We start from the raw sequence: 15399 nt of genomic DNA on the forward strand, positions 1-15399 counted from the left end.
ATGAATTGATTGAACAATAGACAGATTTCATCCATTGATTTATTTAAAGCAATTTTCGTGCCAAAATTAGTGTATTGTCAAAATAAAGGAAAAACTAAGGCTTTTTTTAAGAAAATACACAAAGAAGATACACTAAAACAGTGTATCTTCTTTGTGTATTTCTTCTAGTGTATCTTCTGTATTTTGGGCTTGATTCAACTGTGTATTTTTGATCAGCTGAATAATGTAATAGACTTCTTCTATCGGTAACTCTATTTTGAATAGTTGTTTTAGATACATTGCTGCTTCCATTACAATCTCATAGCTAGGCTCAGTTGTAACCTGCCTTAATTCTTCTTCTGTAAGCGTCAATGTATCGTGCTGTAGCACTCTCTCTAGCATACCTGCTAGATGCATAACTAAATTAACATAAAAAGAATAATCCAGCTTCAAATCCAGCTTCGTTCTGATAATGTCTGCAAATTCCCATAAAGGATCAATTATTTTTTTAGGATTGATAAAAGTAAAGCTTTCTTCCATGTAATCAATACAGATTTTTTTAGCCATTGGTTCATCCATTTCCTGTGTCTCAACATAGATGTCACTAGCCGTTAATAACTGATCGATCACAGATTCAGCTTCACCTGAGAAAAAGGTTTCCATCGGAATAAACGGTGCTGCAATTTTTGGATCAGTAATGCCCGTCGTAGCAATTATACGATACTCTTCTTGGATCGTAACGAGCTGCTCTTTCATATCGATAATGGATAACGGTAGTACTTCCAATTCTAAACCTAATTGCGGCGGAACAGCGGCTTCAATCATTTCTTTCATCCGTTTAGCTGTCCCTTCACCGGAGGCACAGATTGCGATGATTACTCTTTTTTTCCAAGTTTCCAAGGGATCGATTTCTCTTTCCTGCTGGATTTCAGCATATCCTTGGAAGTTTTTCAGTGAATCATATAATGTGTCCAGCTGTGTATCGATCAACGTCGTTTTTCTAGCAGTCTCTAACACAATTGGCGTTGTGACCATATCTACTGTTCGCACTTCGATTCCTGTCTGCCGCGTGATTTCATCTGAAAAAGTAGCTAAAGAACCCATATCCACTAAAAGAATTACACCGCTGTCTTCATTAACTTCTTTGACTACATTGACGATTTGGCGCAATGCTTCTTTCGGCTGCATTTCTAGAGGCATGTCAACTGCTCTTAAATTATCAACATTCAACAATTGAGAGACCACTTGAACCATACTTGTAGCTGTACTTTTTCCATGAGCTGCAACGACGATCCCGATCCGGCCTGCATCTTTATTTTCTCTTAGTGAAATCAGTAAAACTGCTAGATAATAGGTTTCAAATTCTGGGATCTTCATTTGATAATTGATTTCGATAATGCGTTTGATTTCTTGTGCAGTCTCAAATTCTACTGGATAGTCCAATACCATGTTTTTGATATTTTCATTTAATTGATGTTGGCGTTCTTCACCATTTTGAATTCGTTTTAAAAATGAACTTATATGTAAACTCATGGCATAAATAAAATTAGATTGAAAATTATAGTTTAATTTTTGTTTGGCAAAAGTATAGATTTCTTTAGTAACGTCGATTATCCGTTGATCTACGATTTCTGCTAACTTGTTTTCAGTATCAAACGTAAACCCATGATCTTTATAAAAAGATTTTAAATGCACATTAATATCTGTTGTAATAAAGTTGTTGATTACTTCTTGTTCTAGTCCATCTGCTTTTAGCAAGGCTGCTTTGTCACCAATAATCTCATATAAGTTATATGGCAGCTCATACGAATCTGACTGTATCGTTACTAAAGGTTCATTTGGCGTAACAATCATTTGTGGCTCCAAATATTTGGATAGTTCTGCTAGTGCATCGCGATTACTGGCTAGCTGCATCATGCCTTCTTTGATACTGTCTGTTAATTCATCGATCGTAATCGTCAGTTCATCTTGGTCGATATGATTTAAAAAGCCTCTGGCTGTCACTAGCTGAACATTGGATTTCAATTGGCCTACATTCCCATAAGAAACACTGCCGATCAAGGCTTTCACTACATCTTCTGATAAAGAAATTTTTCTTTGAATGCGTGAAGCTTCCATTGAAATCATCACTCTCAGCAGATCAATTTTTTCCTTTGCAGGTCGATCAATAAAATTCGGCAACTGAATAATGATCGGAATTCTACGAACAAAGGTATTTAATAAAGAGGAGGTAGGATTTTCAGTTGTTGCACAAATAATACGGACATCTGCATGGCGATTTTTAACCGTTTCACCTAATCTTGAATATGTTCCATGGTCCATAAAATAAAAGACCATCTCTTGCCCTTCTGGTGGTAAGCGGTGAACCTCATCAAGAAATAAAATGCTTCCGTCTGCTTCATGGATGATCCCTTCTTTCGCTTTAGTTGCGCCAGTAAATGCGCCTTCAGCATAGCCAAAGAGATGGGACATCAATAATTCCGGGTTGTGCGCATAGTCGGCACAGTTAAACACAACTAGCTTTTTATCCGGATCGATCACATGATTCAACAATGCAAACTGAAACATTGCATGAGCAAAATACGTTTTTCCAGATCCAGTTGGTCCGGTAATCAAACAGTTTAATCCTTTTGGTGGGTAAAGAATTGCGGCTTTAGCTTGTTCAACAGGAGTTCTCATGCTGCCAGTAGAGCCAATCATTCCTTTAAAAATATCTTCTCCAGCAAATTTTTTAGTTGGTTTATGTATAGGATTCGCAGATGTTCTTCGCTCTTCAAGCAAGCTATGTTCACGATAACTTTTTACAGGTTTCGTCAACGGCTGGTATTTAAAAATACTTTTATCGACATACTTAACTGGACGTCCTTCTGTCTTCTCTAATAACCCTTCCCGAACAAGCTGATTCAAGTCTTTACTGGCATTTGTTCTTTGGATACCCAAAGCATTGGAAACATCTTCAGTCGTCAGACCGCTTCCTAAAGAGACATCGCTTGATGTGAGATTTTCAGTCTGCTCTTTTACATAAAGATAAATTCGGTCTATACGCTTCATGTCATTACTCCTTCCAATTTAAAAGCGAAATCAATAAATGATACACTAATTTTATGTGTATCATACAGTGTATCGATTCAAAAGTACACTAATAACCTTTTTATTAAAATGTTTCACATGAAACAACGATTTTATAAAAAGGACTCACATTTTAGTAAAAACCATAAGGGATTTCTGAAAAAGTCTGAAATTCCTTGAAAAATATGGGTTTCCTCGCTATAATGCAGAGAGGTTTAACTATTCTATATGAAGTGAGGAAAACAATTGATTACTGTAAATGATGTAAGTTTGCTATTTTCTGACCGCAAACTTTTTGATGATGTAAATATTAAATTCACACCTGGTAACTGTTATGGTTTGATTGGTGCTAATGGTGCCGGTAAATCAACATTCTTAAAGATTTTATCTGGCGATATTCAGCCAACAACTGGAAATGTTGCTTTAGGCCCTGATGAACGTTTGGCTATTTTGAAACAAAATCACTTTGACTTTGAAGAAAATACGGTTTTAGAAACGGTTATCATGGGTCACAAACGTTTGTACGAAGTAATGAAAGAAAAAGATGCTGTCTACATGAAAGAAGATTTCACTGATGAAGATGGGATCAAAGCAGCTGAGCTTGAAGGTGAATTTGCCGAGTTGAATGGTTGGGAAGCTGAACCCGAAGCGGCTGTTTTACTACAAGGCTTGAACATTCCTGAAAGCTTGCATGACCAAAAAATGAGTGAATTAACAGCTGGTCAAAAAGTGAAAGTATTGCTTGCTCAATCTCTATTTGGTAAACCTGATGTTTTACTACTAGATGAGCCGACCAATGGTTTAGACACTCGTTCAATCAATTGGTTAGAAGAATTCTTGATCAACTTTGAAAATACTGTTATCGTCGTTTCCCATGACCGTCACTTTTTAAATAAAGTATGTACACACATGGCCGATCTTGATTTCGGTAAAATCAAATTATATGTTGGAAACTATGATTTCTGGTTGGAATCAAGCCAATTAGCGGCAAAATTACAATCAAATGCTAACGCAAAAAAAGAAGAACAAATCAAAGAATTACAAGACTTTATCGCTCGTTTCAGTGCGAACGCATCGAAATCAAAACAAGCAACTTCTCGTAAAAAAATGTTGGATAAAATCACATTAGATGACATTCAACCATCTTCACGTCGCTATCCGTTTGTTGGCTTTACTCCAGATAGAGAAATCGGAAATGATTTACTTCACGTGGAAAATGTCTCTGTGACGATCGATGGTAAGAAGATTTTAGACAACATCTCATTCTCTTTAAATAATGTTGATAAAGTGGCATTCATTGCAGATAATGATATCGTTACAACAACTTTATTCAAAGTAATCATGGGTGAAATCACGCCTGATACAGGTAGCGTACGTTGGGGTGTTACAACAACTCAAGCATACTTACCAAAAGATAACAGCAAAGATTTTGACACTAATTTAACTATTTTAGATTGGTTACGTCAATTTGCAAGTAAAGAAGAAGATGACAATACATTTTTACGTGGATTCTTGGGAAGAATGTTATTCTCAGGTGAAGACGTACTGAAATCAGTTAACGTGCTTTCAGGGGGCGAAAAAGTTCGTGTGATGTTATCTAAATTGATGTTGTCTAAATCAAACGTGCTTGTTCTAGATGATCCAACGAATCACTTGGATTTAGAATCAATCACTGCTTTGAATGATGGACTAATGGCATTTACTGGTGCAATTTTATTCGCATCACATGACCACCAATTTATTCAAACATTAGCAAATCGCATCATCGCTGTTTCTGACAAAGGTGTTGTCGATCGTGCGGATACAACGTATGACGAATTCTTAGAAAATAAGGATGTTCAAAAACAATTAGATGAATTGTTTTCTGGTGAATATTAATTTTTAAAATGCCTATAAAGAGGATGGAACAAACTCTATGTCCTCTTTATGGCTTTTTTGTTATTTTAAAGAACTTAAACCAACTGTTGCGGCTATTTTAATCAATAGTCTAATTCATTTGCAAATTGGACTGCGGATGTCCTTCTTTTGCCATTGAATACACTTTAGCAGATTTAAAAGAATCCCCTAAATTGGCTTGCCTCATTAAAATCAAACGACTAGTAAGAGCTTCCTCTGATAGTCCAAAAGTAGTAGATATCTGAGAAATACTCCACCCTTTTTCTAATGAGTAAAATAACACACTATCTGGAATCAAAATCATAGATGCACCTATATTTGCTTGAAATTCGTGCAGTTCCTGATGATGCCATTGCTTCATGTTCTTTGCTGTATCAAAAAAAAGCTGATTTTTGCCATCCATGTGGAACAAATAATGAATGATCTCATGACTTATCGCGAAATTTTTACTTTTTTCATCTAGCTCTTGATTAAATCCAATTGTAGTTTCTAATCGATCTTGAATGAGTAGTCCGGCAATCGGCCCACTTGCGATATCATTAAATTTAAATCCTCTAATCGTCACACCTTGAGATTGTACCAGCTCCCATATTTGAGAATACTTATACTCCTCACAGCTTATCCCATTATCTAACATAAACGTTGAAATATAATCATTTAGTTTAACAGAAAAATCAACATATTCTTTCATATATTTGAACATCTACCATCCCACCTTTTTTTATTTTTCTCCTTGTGCTTTGTAGAATGCACATTCTCACGTTTATACGCTCCTTTTTGTAAACTAATCGTAATACATTTGTAATGTTTCTGTAATCAGACCTAAGACCTATTTTTTTGTCTCTATCCTGATTATCAAATTTTTAAAATCAGCTACAATTCAATCTAAAAAAGGCTTCCTTAACTCATGTACGTCCAAAAATTTATTCAACTTTCCATTCAATTTTATACTGTTACATAAGTCAAATTGATGAAATGAGTGTTTCCAACACGAAAGTTATAAGCTGAACCAATTCCAACATCCGATGTATTGACCAATATGATATCACCATTTTTTTCGATAATAATTGCAGTATTGGCATAAATTGCTGTACTAGGGTTTTCTGTCACCATGTTCACAGCGACTCTAGATCTTGGGAATAACTCTGGATTCGCTATTTTTCCAATTTTAAATTTATCATTTCTTGAAAATGAAAAAGCTTTGATACTCGTCAAATTCACACTAAAGAAGACCGTTTTCCCTTGTTTAATAACGTTTTTATCCACAATATTGAAATAATTTGTTTCTTCAAACGTTACAGTAGTTGACTGATCATCATATTCAGGATTTCCACTCGTTTCAGCCCTCAACAGCTTAAGTAACGGCAACAAATCTAGGGTGTAAAATAATTCATTGATCCCATCTTTTATATAATAAAATTGAACCTTCATTTGTGTGTTGCTGGTTCTGTCAAAGAATAGTGTTCCTTCAAGACTTGTTTCATGCTTGACCAAAGGAATTTGTGCATCATTGAAAATTACTTTATAATTTTGCACATCATCTTTTACAGCTATGCTAAACGTAAGCTGGTTATCTTCTAAACTTTTAAGCTCGTAATACACGTTAGGATAGGCGAAACTTTTGACCCACTTGCCTTCTTTTCGCGCATACATATGGCCATCTCGAGGTGCTTCTGGAAATACTGAAGAAAGTACTCCGCTCTCACTGATAGTAATAGTCTTTCCATCTGGTTTTACGATTCCCGGTGTTTCATTTGTTGCAATCGTGATTTTGGGTATTTCAACGTGATCTTTGGCTAGTTTGATAACTTTTTCTGTGTTTAGGTTGGCTGTAACACTATAGGTCCCACTGCCGCTTAATTCTAAATAGCCATCTGTATTATTGATTTGCGTAGGGCGAGAATTGCCGACACCTTCTCCGCTATTAATTGGCGTAAATTGTTTTCCGTCATGTGTTAGTACCCATAATGAGTCATCTGGTAAAATATAGGCATGATCACGATTTGGTTGTTTGATTTCTGATAAATTGTTTACAGGAACTTCCCAGTCTCCAAAGTCACAAAACTCCGGAACAGACGGTTGTTTTTCATTATCGTTACAAATTTTTGGTTTAACCATTGTTTTTTCCTCCTTTAATAATGTCTGCAAAACATGCTGCGCATTCTGTTACTTCGACGCCTAAAAATTGTGTTAAGGCTTTGATAAATAGTTTATTTTTAGCTAAGGCTGCTGATAGTAATGCTTCATCCTGATTACTTGCTTGCCAGGCTTCAAATGCTGTCATCATTGCAATAGACAAATGTTTTACGGTACACCATTTTTCTTTATCACCGCGACTTCCATATAAGTCAAAAAGATAGAGCATATCTGTCCGCCTTAATTCAGCTAAAGTCGTGATTTCTTCTTTATATTCGGTAATTTTTTGTAGCTGTGTCTCAAGATCTGTTTCTAGATCAATCAAGCCATTTTCTAATTCTGACACTCTTTTTTCCAATAAGGTTTTAGCATGCATTTCAGTACTTGCAATTTGAACAAAGCTCCTAATTAGATCTTCTGCGATACCATCTGTTGAATGTTTATTTTCCATATTCATCCTCTTTTCTCTGATATTTTGCGATTTCTCTTAACATGAGATGTTTACTTTTTTGTTGTTCATAGAAAATCGAGTCACTTTCGACTTTAAAAAGACTGATGACCGTTTGATAATCTTTAGGATGTTGTTGTAAATGACTCTTCATCTTTTGCGCTTGCTGCTCATATTTATTCATATCCTCACCTGTTCACATGGGAATATTTCAAATAATTCACTAAAGTTGCATTGAAAACCCCAGTCCCTTTCAGCTCTACTTTTTTATAACCTGGTGTCAAAATCGCTCCTCGTTGCCAAGTCGGCATAAACCCAACCGCTTTGAGTAAATCATAGTTAGACAATCCTTTAACAGGAAAAACACCTTCTCCATCAATCCATGCCCCATTATATTGCGCTTTCAAATAAGGAGTAACATCGATGCCTTCGATCCAAACTTCAAAATCAGATACGCTACTGGTAAATAAAGAGACACCTGCACTTAGCGAATGATTATGAGGTACGGTTGTATGTTGGTGAGGATTTGGACTGACTGCACTTTGGTTTACAGTTAAACTTGTCTCGTTGACTTGAACAGCTGTGGAACCCGTTGCACCACCAGCACCGATCGGCATAGCAAATGGTTGGATAATAATTTTAAATTCAAACCGCTCGTAATAAATCAAATCGGGACTAACTGAGATATAAAAAGTGGCAGGATGATTGGTATCACCCTGCCTTGTAAACTCCATCCCATAAATATCAACTACTTGGTTTCGTCGTTGAAGCTGACCTTGTTTGCTTTCGCTCGTCCGATCAGCAATTCGTTCAGCCATTTTGTTTAAGGCTGAATCATATGTCATTTTCACTACTGACCACTCTCCCTGTCTACTTTTAAGAATTTTTCTAAGACAACACTGTTCGTTTCTACACCACTTTGATCGATTGAATAGTTTATGCTAGTAATGTAAAACCAGTTATCCATTTGTAGGATTTTTTTCATATAATTGGAACATTCCTCAATCATCAATAATTGATTATCATAAAGTAAACGAACTTTATCGCCTACATTGATTTCTTCTGGGAGCTCTTCCACTGTCAATTCGATTTGATAGGTACGTCTGGACTGTTTCAATTTTTTTACTGCTGCATCATAGGCTGTTTTAGCCGCTTTAGCTCGATCTTCATCTGTGATCGTCTCTTCGTTTGTATTAAATGGGGCTAAATCGTTGAATGAAAAAGCTCCTTCAATCACTTTAGCGGATTCTAACGCTATACTCTCTGTATCGATCACTGAATATTCAATATTGCCGTTCGGAGCTAATTTTGAAAACTGAATATAATCATAGCCTCGCTCATTGTTGATCCCGTTTCTCAAAATCACGACTGGAAATTTAGGATCTTGGCTGGCTTTATTTTCATATATTTCTCTAAGACTCATGCTCGACATCCCGGAATCTGATTTTTCACCGTACACGGTGGCAATATTGATAACATGATCAAAACTATGAGCAATTGTCGGCTCAGCAATGATGCGGATATTTTGCTTGCTACTTGGTTTTGTAGAAAATAGGTAGGATTTCTTTTCTCCGAAAGAACCAATTTCCAGCGCACGGCCAAAATGAAACCCGACACGCCAAAAAAGATCTGGCGTCAACTCACACGTTTTCGTCAAACCTTCTAATTTATTCTGTCGACTGTAGACATAATCGATCACACGCATCGCTGAATCTTGTCTATAATTCACATTCCAGCCTGGATAACGAAAATCTAGCGTGCTATAAATATCATTAACTGTTCGATTTTTAGCAGCTAAATTGGTCGAAATTTGTCGGTACTCCCATTCAGAAATTACATGCGCTAAATCGATCGATAACGTTTCATTCTCCTTATCTAAGGTATAAGCGGTCACGATTCCATGAAAGACTTTTTTATTGATATATAGCTTCATCTCCTCACGACCATTGATCCATTTGGTATACTCTATCGGCAAAACGATTTGAGTGGTCGGCACATACATCAATTCATTACCCCAACTAAGTGTGTTAAGAATTTTAGTCCCTCGTTTGATGACTTTACCACCTTCTAATATTTCAAAAAAGAATTTAGTATTGCTTTTAGCATAAGGATCGATTTCAACATCAAATGCTTGTTCAAAAATGATGATTTGGTCAAAAATCAATTCATCCGTTGCACTTCCATTTGTACGAATTCCTTTGACATAAACCGCAGTTCCATTAGGTACTTTAAGCTTGACCTCAAAACCAGAATTTTCAACTCCGATCACTTTTGGATAGGCCTCTTTAACATCGGGACGGTCAACTGGTGTAGCTTTGATACGCCCTAATTCTTGATCCGTTTCAGCATTGATGAATGCGATATATTCTTCTCCTTTATCTGAGCTAAAATGCCAGCCGGAAGCATGTATTTCTCCATCTTTGATTCCTAAAAAATCCAATGAACCTACATTCGTCATTGTTTCAAACGTCTCAAAATCGCCTAGATCAGACGGTAATTGATTCAAAAAATGATGCCAACGTTGCGCTGCATCTACTCTTCTTTGAAAATGTTCTGTCCCAGCTCGTTCAAAATTTTTAAGAAAAGCCAGTGTCGCTTGTTCAACATCTGTAGCATTTTTAAATGCTTCCACAGATTTAGGCTCAACAACACCGATCCATTGACCGTTGAACATACACCAATCAATCAAACGGGTTTGAACTTCCACACTGGTATAGTTTCCGTTGATCCCTGCATGAGCTAGTAAACGCTGAACGTATTCTCGACCACTAGCAGTTGGACTGCCCACTAATGGATACGCGGAACCATCCCATTGAACGAGTCCATAGGCTGGTCCGCCATGAGATTGATCTGTGTCAGGATTCATTGATCCACCTGTTTCAACATCGATATTTCCCAATAAACCAGCGATCGAAATCATATTATAGCCAGATTTATTTAGCAACTGTGCAATCGACCAAGCTCTCCGTTCTTCTTCTGACGTTATTTCTGGTGCAGGAGTGGAACCGCTAGAACCTTTGGGATTGCGGTAAAAAGTCGTTGGCGGATTACCATTATAACTAAGTCTGGAGGCGTGATTGTCGATTGAGATTCCATTAGCAAACGCATTACAATGAATAATAGAGGTATTATCAACAAATATTCCTGCATGCCCCTCATCACCACCAGAAGCGCCTCTTACGCCCCATATAAAAACATCTCCCCGCTGTGGATTACTTACTTGCTGCCATCCAATGCCTTCGAGATGTCCAAATAGAGTATCTGTATTTCCCATTGTGCCGACAGTAAATACGCCAGCTGCAATCAAGGCATAATAAACAGCTGAACTACAATCATAGCTATTTGGACCTAACCTAGCCCCTTGACTGTAGGATACTTTTCCTTTGCGTTGATCCATCCAATTAATTGCTGTTTCAATGCTTGACATCTATTTACCCCCCTATTTTACTTTGTGCTTTCCATGTTCCGCCTTTGCGAATTTGATTGGCACTTTTATTTGGTTTCCCATCATCGCTGAATAACGTTTTTGGAACATCGACCCATTTACCTGATTTTCGAATCTGCCAAAACCCACCTGCGTTATCAAGAGACTTCCAAGTACCCTTTTTTCGAATCGCCATCGGTCGGTAGTCAGCAATGATATCTTTAAATCGGATATAGCTATATTCAAGGGGAAATGTATCGTCCCCATAAATAGTTATTTTCAGCCAAGTAATCCCTGTTGCATCAAATGTATTTCTTGTAACATCGTTGTACCATGTTCCTCCAGAACTATTAGGAGAATGGGGATTGTTCCAGCCATCCATCGCATATAAAGGCTGCGTTCCATAATATCTTTGTTTCAACGTTTCAGTAAATGCATGCGTATATGATGCACTCGCTGGATCTTCTGTCTGCACAGATGTTTTAGCCACGATCAGCTGCCAGTCATACTCTGTTGCTAAATTTCCTGCATAAACATAGGGTGTATAGATCCCTGTTGTTGCTCTAGTTCCATAAGCTACCAATGAGAGCCGCAATCTATACAGATTACCATTAACATTTTCAGCCGTAATCCCTTCCCCATGCCCACTTGTTTTAGGAAACCCTGGCGGATTTCCCGGCATCGCTTGAAACTGTGCTGCTGTCGGCGCCCCAGCGATATAAACATCTCCTGGAACACCAGGATCATGTCCCCAGCTTCCTCGAATCGGAGCATATTTCTTTTCCGCCATAATTACTCACCTTCTCTTAATTCTACTTTTAGTTCTTCTTTCAATTCAGCTTTCAACTGTTTCAACAATGCTGTATTGATTCCGCCAGCCAAATCATTTTCAGTTGATTTATTATTTGTTCTAATGTAGTGAGCACCATCAGGAGACCCACCAAATAAATTGATATTCCCACCAGCAATCCCTTTACCAGGGATAAAACCACCTTCAAGACCGCCTTCCCAAACACCGATTTCTTTTAATTTTTCGATGATTTTCAATAATGCATCCAGCATTTTCTCAATCAAATCCCACTGTCCGCAATCAGAACAGATCAATGCTTTGTTCATCAATCGTTGATTATTTAAAAAATCCAGAATAAAATCTTTAATATCACACATATCAACTGCTGGTAATTCTTCTCCTAAATAGCCTAATAAACAATCATTCATGTTATTTAAATCTTGACAGTTATTGTGTAATAGGGGTAATTTAGGATTCAATCCTGTGTTTTTCTGTAGGCTTTTACACTCTTTTTCTCTAATCCCATGTAAAACAAATTCTGGGCTCGTTGTTTTTAATTCTTCGCACGCTTGGCAATCTGTCATTTTCTTTCATCCTCTCTTCTTCCTCTTTCATAGCATCAAATCTCTATACATATGGCGAAACGGGTGCTTTATTTTTATTAGCAAACTGAATTTTCACATTCGCACGATCATCCAGTGGGCTTGATATACTATCGTTAAAGACTTCAAGAAATTGAATCCAACCACTGTCGCCTCCAGGTGGAAGAACACCTTTCATCCCGATATTGATCGTTTGATTGATTGCCCAATTCCTATCCTCTGTCGTGTTATGTTTCACCTGAAATATGCGGGCTTCTTTATCACTTTTAACATATAGGTTGATCACAAATTCATTCACAGCACTAACATGTTCCGACTTATATGTACAGTCATTCACTGTTACACTGCGTACTTGCCATTTCGCAGTTAAACTACTTTCTTGTCCCATCCCAAAATTGACCTTACCCGTCACGCGGCCTCGCCCCAATCTTGTAGTGTAGGAACTATTTAGCCAATCTGTCCAGTTAAAAACAAAATTTCCTGTACTTCTATCAATCGAAACACTCATTTCTGGCGTGGAATAATCAATTGTGTAAGTAGCATTTACTTCCCAATTTTGAGCAGCTAGAGCATCTAAAGCTGCCTCGACTTTTGCCATTTTTGCCCATAATTTATTGATAGAGTCTTCCAGTTCATGAATTTTGAGCCATTGCCCACAGTCACTGCAAACCATTGCTTTATTCATCAATTGTAGGTTGGTCATTAATTGATCCATAAATTCTTTCCAATCACATACACTCTGATCTGCTAAAGTAGCTTTTAAAGCCCCAAGCAGACAGTCGTTAAGATCGTTTAAATCCTCACAGTTGGTGTGAAGAACGTCTAGATCAGGATTTAACCCCGTATCTTTCTTCAAGCTATTGCATTCTTTTTCTGTAATACCATTTATGATAAAATTCGCTGCATAGTCTTTTAAATTGTCACATGCTGTACAATAATCAGCCATTCTTTTCATCTCCTTTTCTAAATATAAGGTGGAACGGATGTCAGATTTTTATTGGAAAATCGAACTTGTCCATCCACAATACTGCTTAACACTTTTCCTTGATCTTTAAAGGTAAAAATCTGCAACCAGCCGCTATTTTGTCCAGAGTCTAAAACTCCTTTTAAATTGATTGGGATCGTTTTATTGATCTTATCAGTGAAAGTCTCCAAGCTATCATGAGCACGCTCATATTCCAGCGTTCCACCTGAAATTGTTGGTACATAAAATTTAATAATGAATTCTAAACTTCTAACCTTCAACGATTGGTACGTCACAGTATCCAAGGTCACACTTCTAACTTGCCATTTCGCATTCATCCCATTTTCTTGAGCCATGCCAAAGTTGATCGTTCCTGTAAGTTTTCCTCGTCCCATTGGATTAGTGATAACAGAACCGTTCATATCCCAATCGGTCCAGTTAAATTCAAAATATCCTGATCGATCAATGTGAATCTTTAATTCCGGGACTTCAGATTGCACTAAACGTCGCACATCAACTTCCCATTTTTGGGCAGCTAATGCATCTAAAGCGGCTTCGACTTTCGCCATTTTTGCCCATAATTTATTGATTGAGTCTTCTATTTCATGTACCTTTATCCATTGTCCGCATTCACTACAAATCATGGCTTTTTGAATCGTGTATAGATTGTTCGTTAGTTCTTTCATATACGCTTTCCAATCGCAAACACTGTAAGCCGGCAATTTATCTTGTAACGAATTGAGTAAGCAATCCAACATATCATTAAGGTCTTCACAATTTTTGTGCAATTCTTTCAAACCTGGGTTGAAGCCCGTATCTTTTTGTAGGCTTTTACATTCTTTATCTGTGATGCCATTCTTCACAAAATTCGGTGCATATTCTTTTAGAGCGCCGCAAGCTGTACAATAATCAGACATGTATTTCCCTCCTTTTTTAAATCGTTAATCTGTCAACTTTGACGTACACACAGGTCATTTCACAGCAATTATTTGTTTCGACGATGATGCCGTTCGTTCCATGATGAACACTGAAACCAAATGTACTGCCACTTGGTATCACTAATTGATTGATGTTGATGGCTTTTTCTGAACAGCACTGATCTTCGAGATAATAAATCTCACCGCTAGCCGTCAAGGTCAACTTACCGTTATATTCGCCTAAAATTTGCATTGTGTTACCATTCAAGGTAATCACCGGATCTTTCATCGCTCCGATCAACGTGATGGTGAGCTTGTCACTATCCATGATCGTGTCGCTATAAAATTGTCCTGCAATAATATCTTTGCACGGTTCAGCCTTACAGATTTTATGTCCAAGCATTTTTTCTTCAGACCAAATCTTTTTCCCAGCCTCGCAGTTATAGATGATTTGATACGTATCACCACATTGACTATAAAAAGCATTCGCAACTTCTTTTTTCAGTTCACAAAGTGAATTATCCCCAGTTAGAAATTCACATTCACAAACGCATTTTGAACAAGGTTCATGTTTGGTTTGACTACATGAAATACAACAGTCTTGGCACTCATCGACTTCCTGAAAATCTAAACATTCCATAAAATTACACGCTGTATATGGTTTTAAGAAAACTTTTTTCGTGTCTGCTTTATGCCAAATTCCTTCGTATAAGACAAGATCGATATCAATATTGACAACGTGTCGTTCCATTGAATAGGATTCACTGAAATCTTTGATAAAGGCATTCGTCCATAAAAGTTGTTCACCTTCAATGGCCCATAATTTGCCTGCTTTGACGATGTTCATGAAGACATAGTCTTTGTAAAATTTCTTTTGATCACAACTCAATTTTCGCGTATCGAGTTTTAGCGTCATGCTTAGTGATTGCTCCAGAGAAAATTGTTGCTTGGCTTTAAAATTGGCGTAGCTTCCATGACCGAAGCTGTATTCTGTTGTGTTGGTTTTAAAACCACCGCTTAGATCCGCTGATTGCAGCATTTCGTAGTTATCGATCACAAGGTCGTTGAATTGGATGTATTTTCTGTTTAAAATTGTCATGGTTTCTCCTTTCTTTGATTGGATTGAATGTATAAAAAAGAACAAGAGCTTAGTCTAGCTCTTGTTCTTTTTTAT

13 protein-coding genes are annotated in these 15399 nt (G+C 37.2%); 1 reads left to right on the forward strand and 12 read right to left on the reverse strand.

Annotation, left to right across the window (positions count from 1 at the left end; all coding sequences use genetic code 11):
* Nucleotides 1–132: 132 nt before the first annotated feature.
* Complete coding sequence (locus I583_RS14065) at nucleotides 133–3030, reverse strand: sigma-54-dependent transcriptional regulator (protein ID WP_010762084.1); 2898 nt, start codon at nucleotides 3028–3030, stop codon at nucleotides 133–135.
* 264 nt (nucleotides 3031–3294) lie between these two features.
* Here I583_RS14065 and I583_RS14070 point away from each other — a divergent pair, with 264 nt between their 5' ends.
* A complete protein-coding gene (locus I583_RS14070) occupies nucleotides 3295–4926 on the forward strand; it encodes an ABC-F family ATP-binding cassette domain-containing protein (protein WP_010762085.1) in 1632 nt (543 codons plus the stop codon).
* Between the two features lie 109 nt (nucleotides 4927–5035).
* Here I583_RS14070 and I583_RS14075 read toward each other — a convergent pair whose 3' ends face one another.
* The 11 genes from I583_RS14075 to I583_RS14125 all read right to left on the reverse strand — a co-directional run bounded on the left by I583_RS14075 (nucleotide 5036) and on the right by I583_RS14125 (nucleotide 15324).
* Entirely contained in the window at nucleotides 5036–5647 is a 612-nt protein-coding gene (locus tag I583_RS14075; RefSeq protein ID WP_010762086.1) for an ImmA/IrrE family metallo-endopeptidase, read from the reverse strand.
* 242 nt (nucleotides 5648–5889) lie between these two features.
* Nucleotides 5890–7062 carry a hypothetical protein gene (locus tag I583_RS14080; protein ID WP_010762087.1) on the reverse strand — a complete coding sequence of 391 codons (1173 nt, stop codon included), beginning with the start codon at nucleotides 7060–7062 and terminating at the stop codon, nucleotides 5890–5892.
* On the reverse strand, nucleotides 7055–7531 hold the full coding sequence (locus I583_RS14085) for a hypothetical protein (RefSeq protein WP_010762088.1): 477 nt from the start codon (nucleotides 7529–7531) through the stop codon (nucleotides 7055–7057). The genes I583_RS14080 and I583_RS14085 overlap by 8 nt, the downstream gene beginning before the upstream one ends.
* Nucleotides 7521–7712 carry a hypothetical protein gene (locus I583_RS14090; RefSeq protein ID WP_010762089.1) on the reverse strand — a complete coding sequence of 64 codons (192 nt, stop codon included), beginning with the start codon at nucleotides 7710–7712 and terminating at the stop codon, nucleotides 7521–7523. Before I583_RS14090 ends, I583_RS14085 begins: the two co-directional genes overlap by 11 nt.
* Before the next feature lie 4 nt (nucleotides 7713–7716).
* Nucleotides 7717–8373 (reverse strand): hypothetical protein, encoded by a 657-nt coding sequence (locus I583_RS14095; protein ID WP_010762090.1) that lies wholly within the window; start codon nucleotides 8371–8373, stop codon nucleotides 7717–7719.
* Nucleotides 8374–8378: 5 nt separating this feature from the next.
* Nucleotides 8379–10955, reverse strand: a complete 2577-nt coding sequence (locus tag I583_RS14100; protein WP_010762091.1) for a phage tail tip lysozyme — start codon at nucleotides 10953–10955, stop codon at nucleotides 8379–8381.
* Nucleotides 10956–10959: 4 nt separating this feature from the next.
* Nucleotides 10960–11742 (reverse strand): hypothetical protein, encoded by a 783-nt coding sequence (locus I583_RS14105; protein ID WP_010762092.1) that lies wholly within the window; start codon nucleotides 11740–11742, stop codon nucleotides 10960–10962.
* Between the two features lie 2 nt (nucleotides 11743–11744).
* Entirely contained in the window at nucleotides 11745–12326 is a 582-nt protein-coding gene (locus tag I583_RS14110) for a hypothetical protein (protein WP_010762093.1), read from the reverse strand.
* A gap of 43 nt (nucleotides 12327–12369) precedes the next feature.
* Nucleotides 12370–13290 (reverse strand): hypothetical protein, encoded by a 921-nt coding sequence (locus I583_RS14115; RefSeq protein WP_010762094.1) that lies wholly within the window; start codon nucleotides 13288–13290, stop codon nucleotides 12370–12372.
* A gap of 17 nt (nucleotides 13291–13307) precedes the next feature.
* Nucleotides 13308–14225, reverse strand: a complete 918-nt coding sequence (locus I583_RS14120) for a hypothetical protein (RefSeq protein WP_010762095.1) — start codon at nucleotides 14223–14225, stop codon at nucleotides 13308–13310.
* Nucleotides 14226–14241: 16 nt separating this feature from the next.
* Nucleotides 14242–15324: a hypothetical protein gene (locus I583_RS14125; protein WP_010762096.1), complete on the reverse strand. Its 1083-nt coding sequence runs from the start codon at nucleotides 15322–15324 to the stop codon at nucleotides 14242–14244.
* Between the last annotated feature and the right edge of the window lie 75 nt (nucleotides 15325–15399).

Origin of the sequence: Enterococcus haemoperoxidus ATCC BAA-382 (assembly GCF_000407165.1) — a bacterium.
Taxonomy (GTDB): domain Bacteria; phylum Bacillota; class Bacilli; order Lactobacillales; family Enterococcaceae; genus Enterococcus_L; species Enterococcus_L haemoperoxidus.

Excerpts from the sequence above, each read along its gene's own strand:
- I583_RS14065 (WP_010762084.1), bottom strand. The coding sequence starts at position 3,030 with ATGAAGCGTATAGACCGAATTTATCTTTATGTAAAAGAGCAGACTGAA.
- I583_RS14075 (WP_010762086.1), bottom strand. The coding sequence starts at position 5,647 with ATGTTCAAATATATGAAAGAATATGTTGATTTTTCTGTTAAACTAAAT.
- I583_RS14080 (WP_010762087.1), bottom strand. The coding sequence starts at position 7,062 with ATGGTTAAACCAAAAATTTGTAACGATAATGAAAAACAACCGTCTGTT.
- I583_RS14085 (WP_010762088.1), bottom strand. The coding sequence starts at position 7,531 with ATGGAAAATAAACATTCAACAGATGGTATCGCAGAAGATCTAATTAGG.
- I583_RS14090 (WP_010762089.1), bottom strand. The coding sequence starts at position 7,712 with ATGAATAAATATGAGCAGCAAGCGCAAAAGATGAAGAGTCATTTACAA.
- I583_RS14095 (WP_010762090.1), bottom strand. The coding sequence starts at position 8,373 with ATGACATATGATTCAGCCTTAAACAAAATGGCTGAACGAATTGCTGAT.
- I583_RS14100 (WP_010762091.1), bottom strand. The coding sequence starts at position 10,955 with ATGTCAAGCATTGAAACAGCAATTAATTGGATGGATCAACGCAAAGGA.
- I583_RS14105 (WP_010762092.1), bottom strand. The coding sequence starts at position 11,742 with ATGGCGGAAAAGAAATATGCTCCGATTCGAGGAAGCTGGGGACATGAT.
- I583_RS14110 (WP_010762093.1), bottom strand. The coding sequence starts at position 12,326 with ATGACAGATTGCCAAGCGTGCGAAGAATTAAAAACAACGAGCCCAGAA.
- I583_RS14115 (WP_010762094.1), bottom strand. The coding sequence starts at position 13,290 with ATGGCTGATTATTGTACAGCATGTGACAATTTAAAAGACTATGCAGCG.
- I583_RS14120 (WP_010762095.1), bottom strand. The coding sequence starts at position 14,225 with ATGTCTGATTATTGTACAGCTTGCGGCGCTCTAAAAGAATATGCACCG.
- I583_RS14125 (WP_010762096.1), bottom strand. The coding sequence starts at position 15,324 with ATGACAATTTTAAACAGAAAATACATCCAATTCAACGACCTTGTGATC.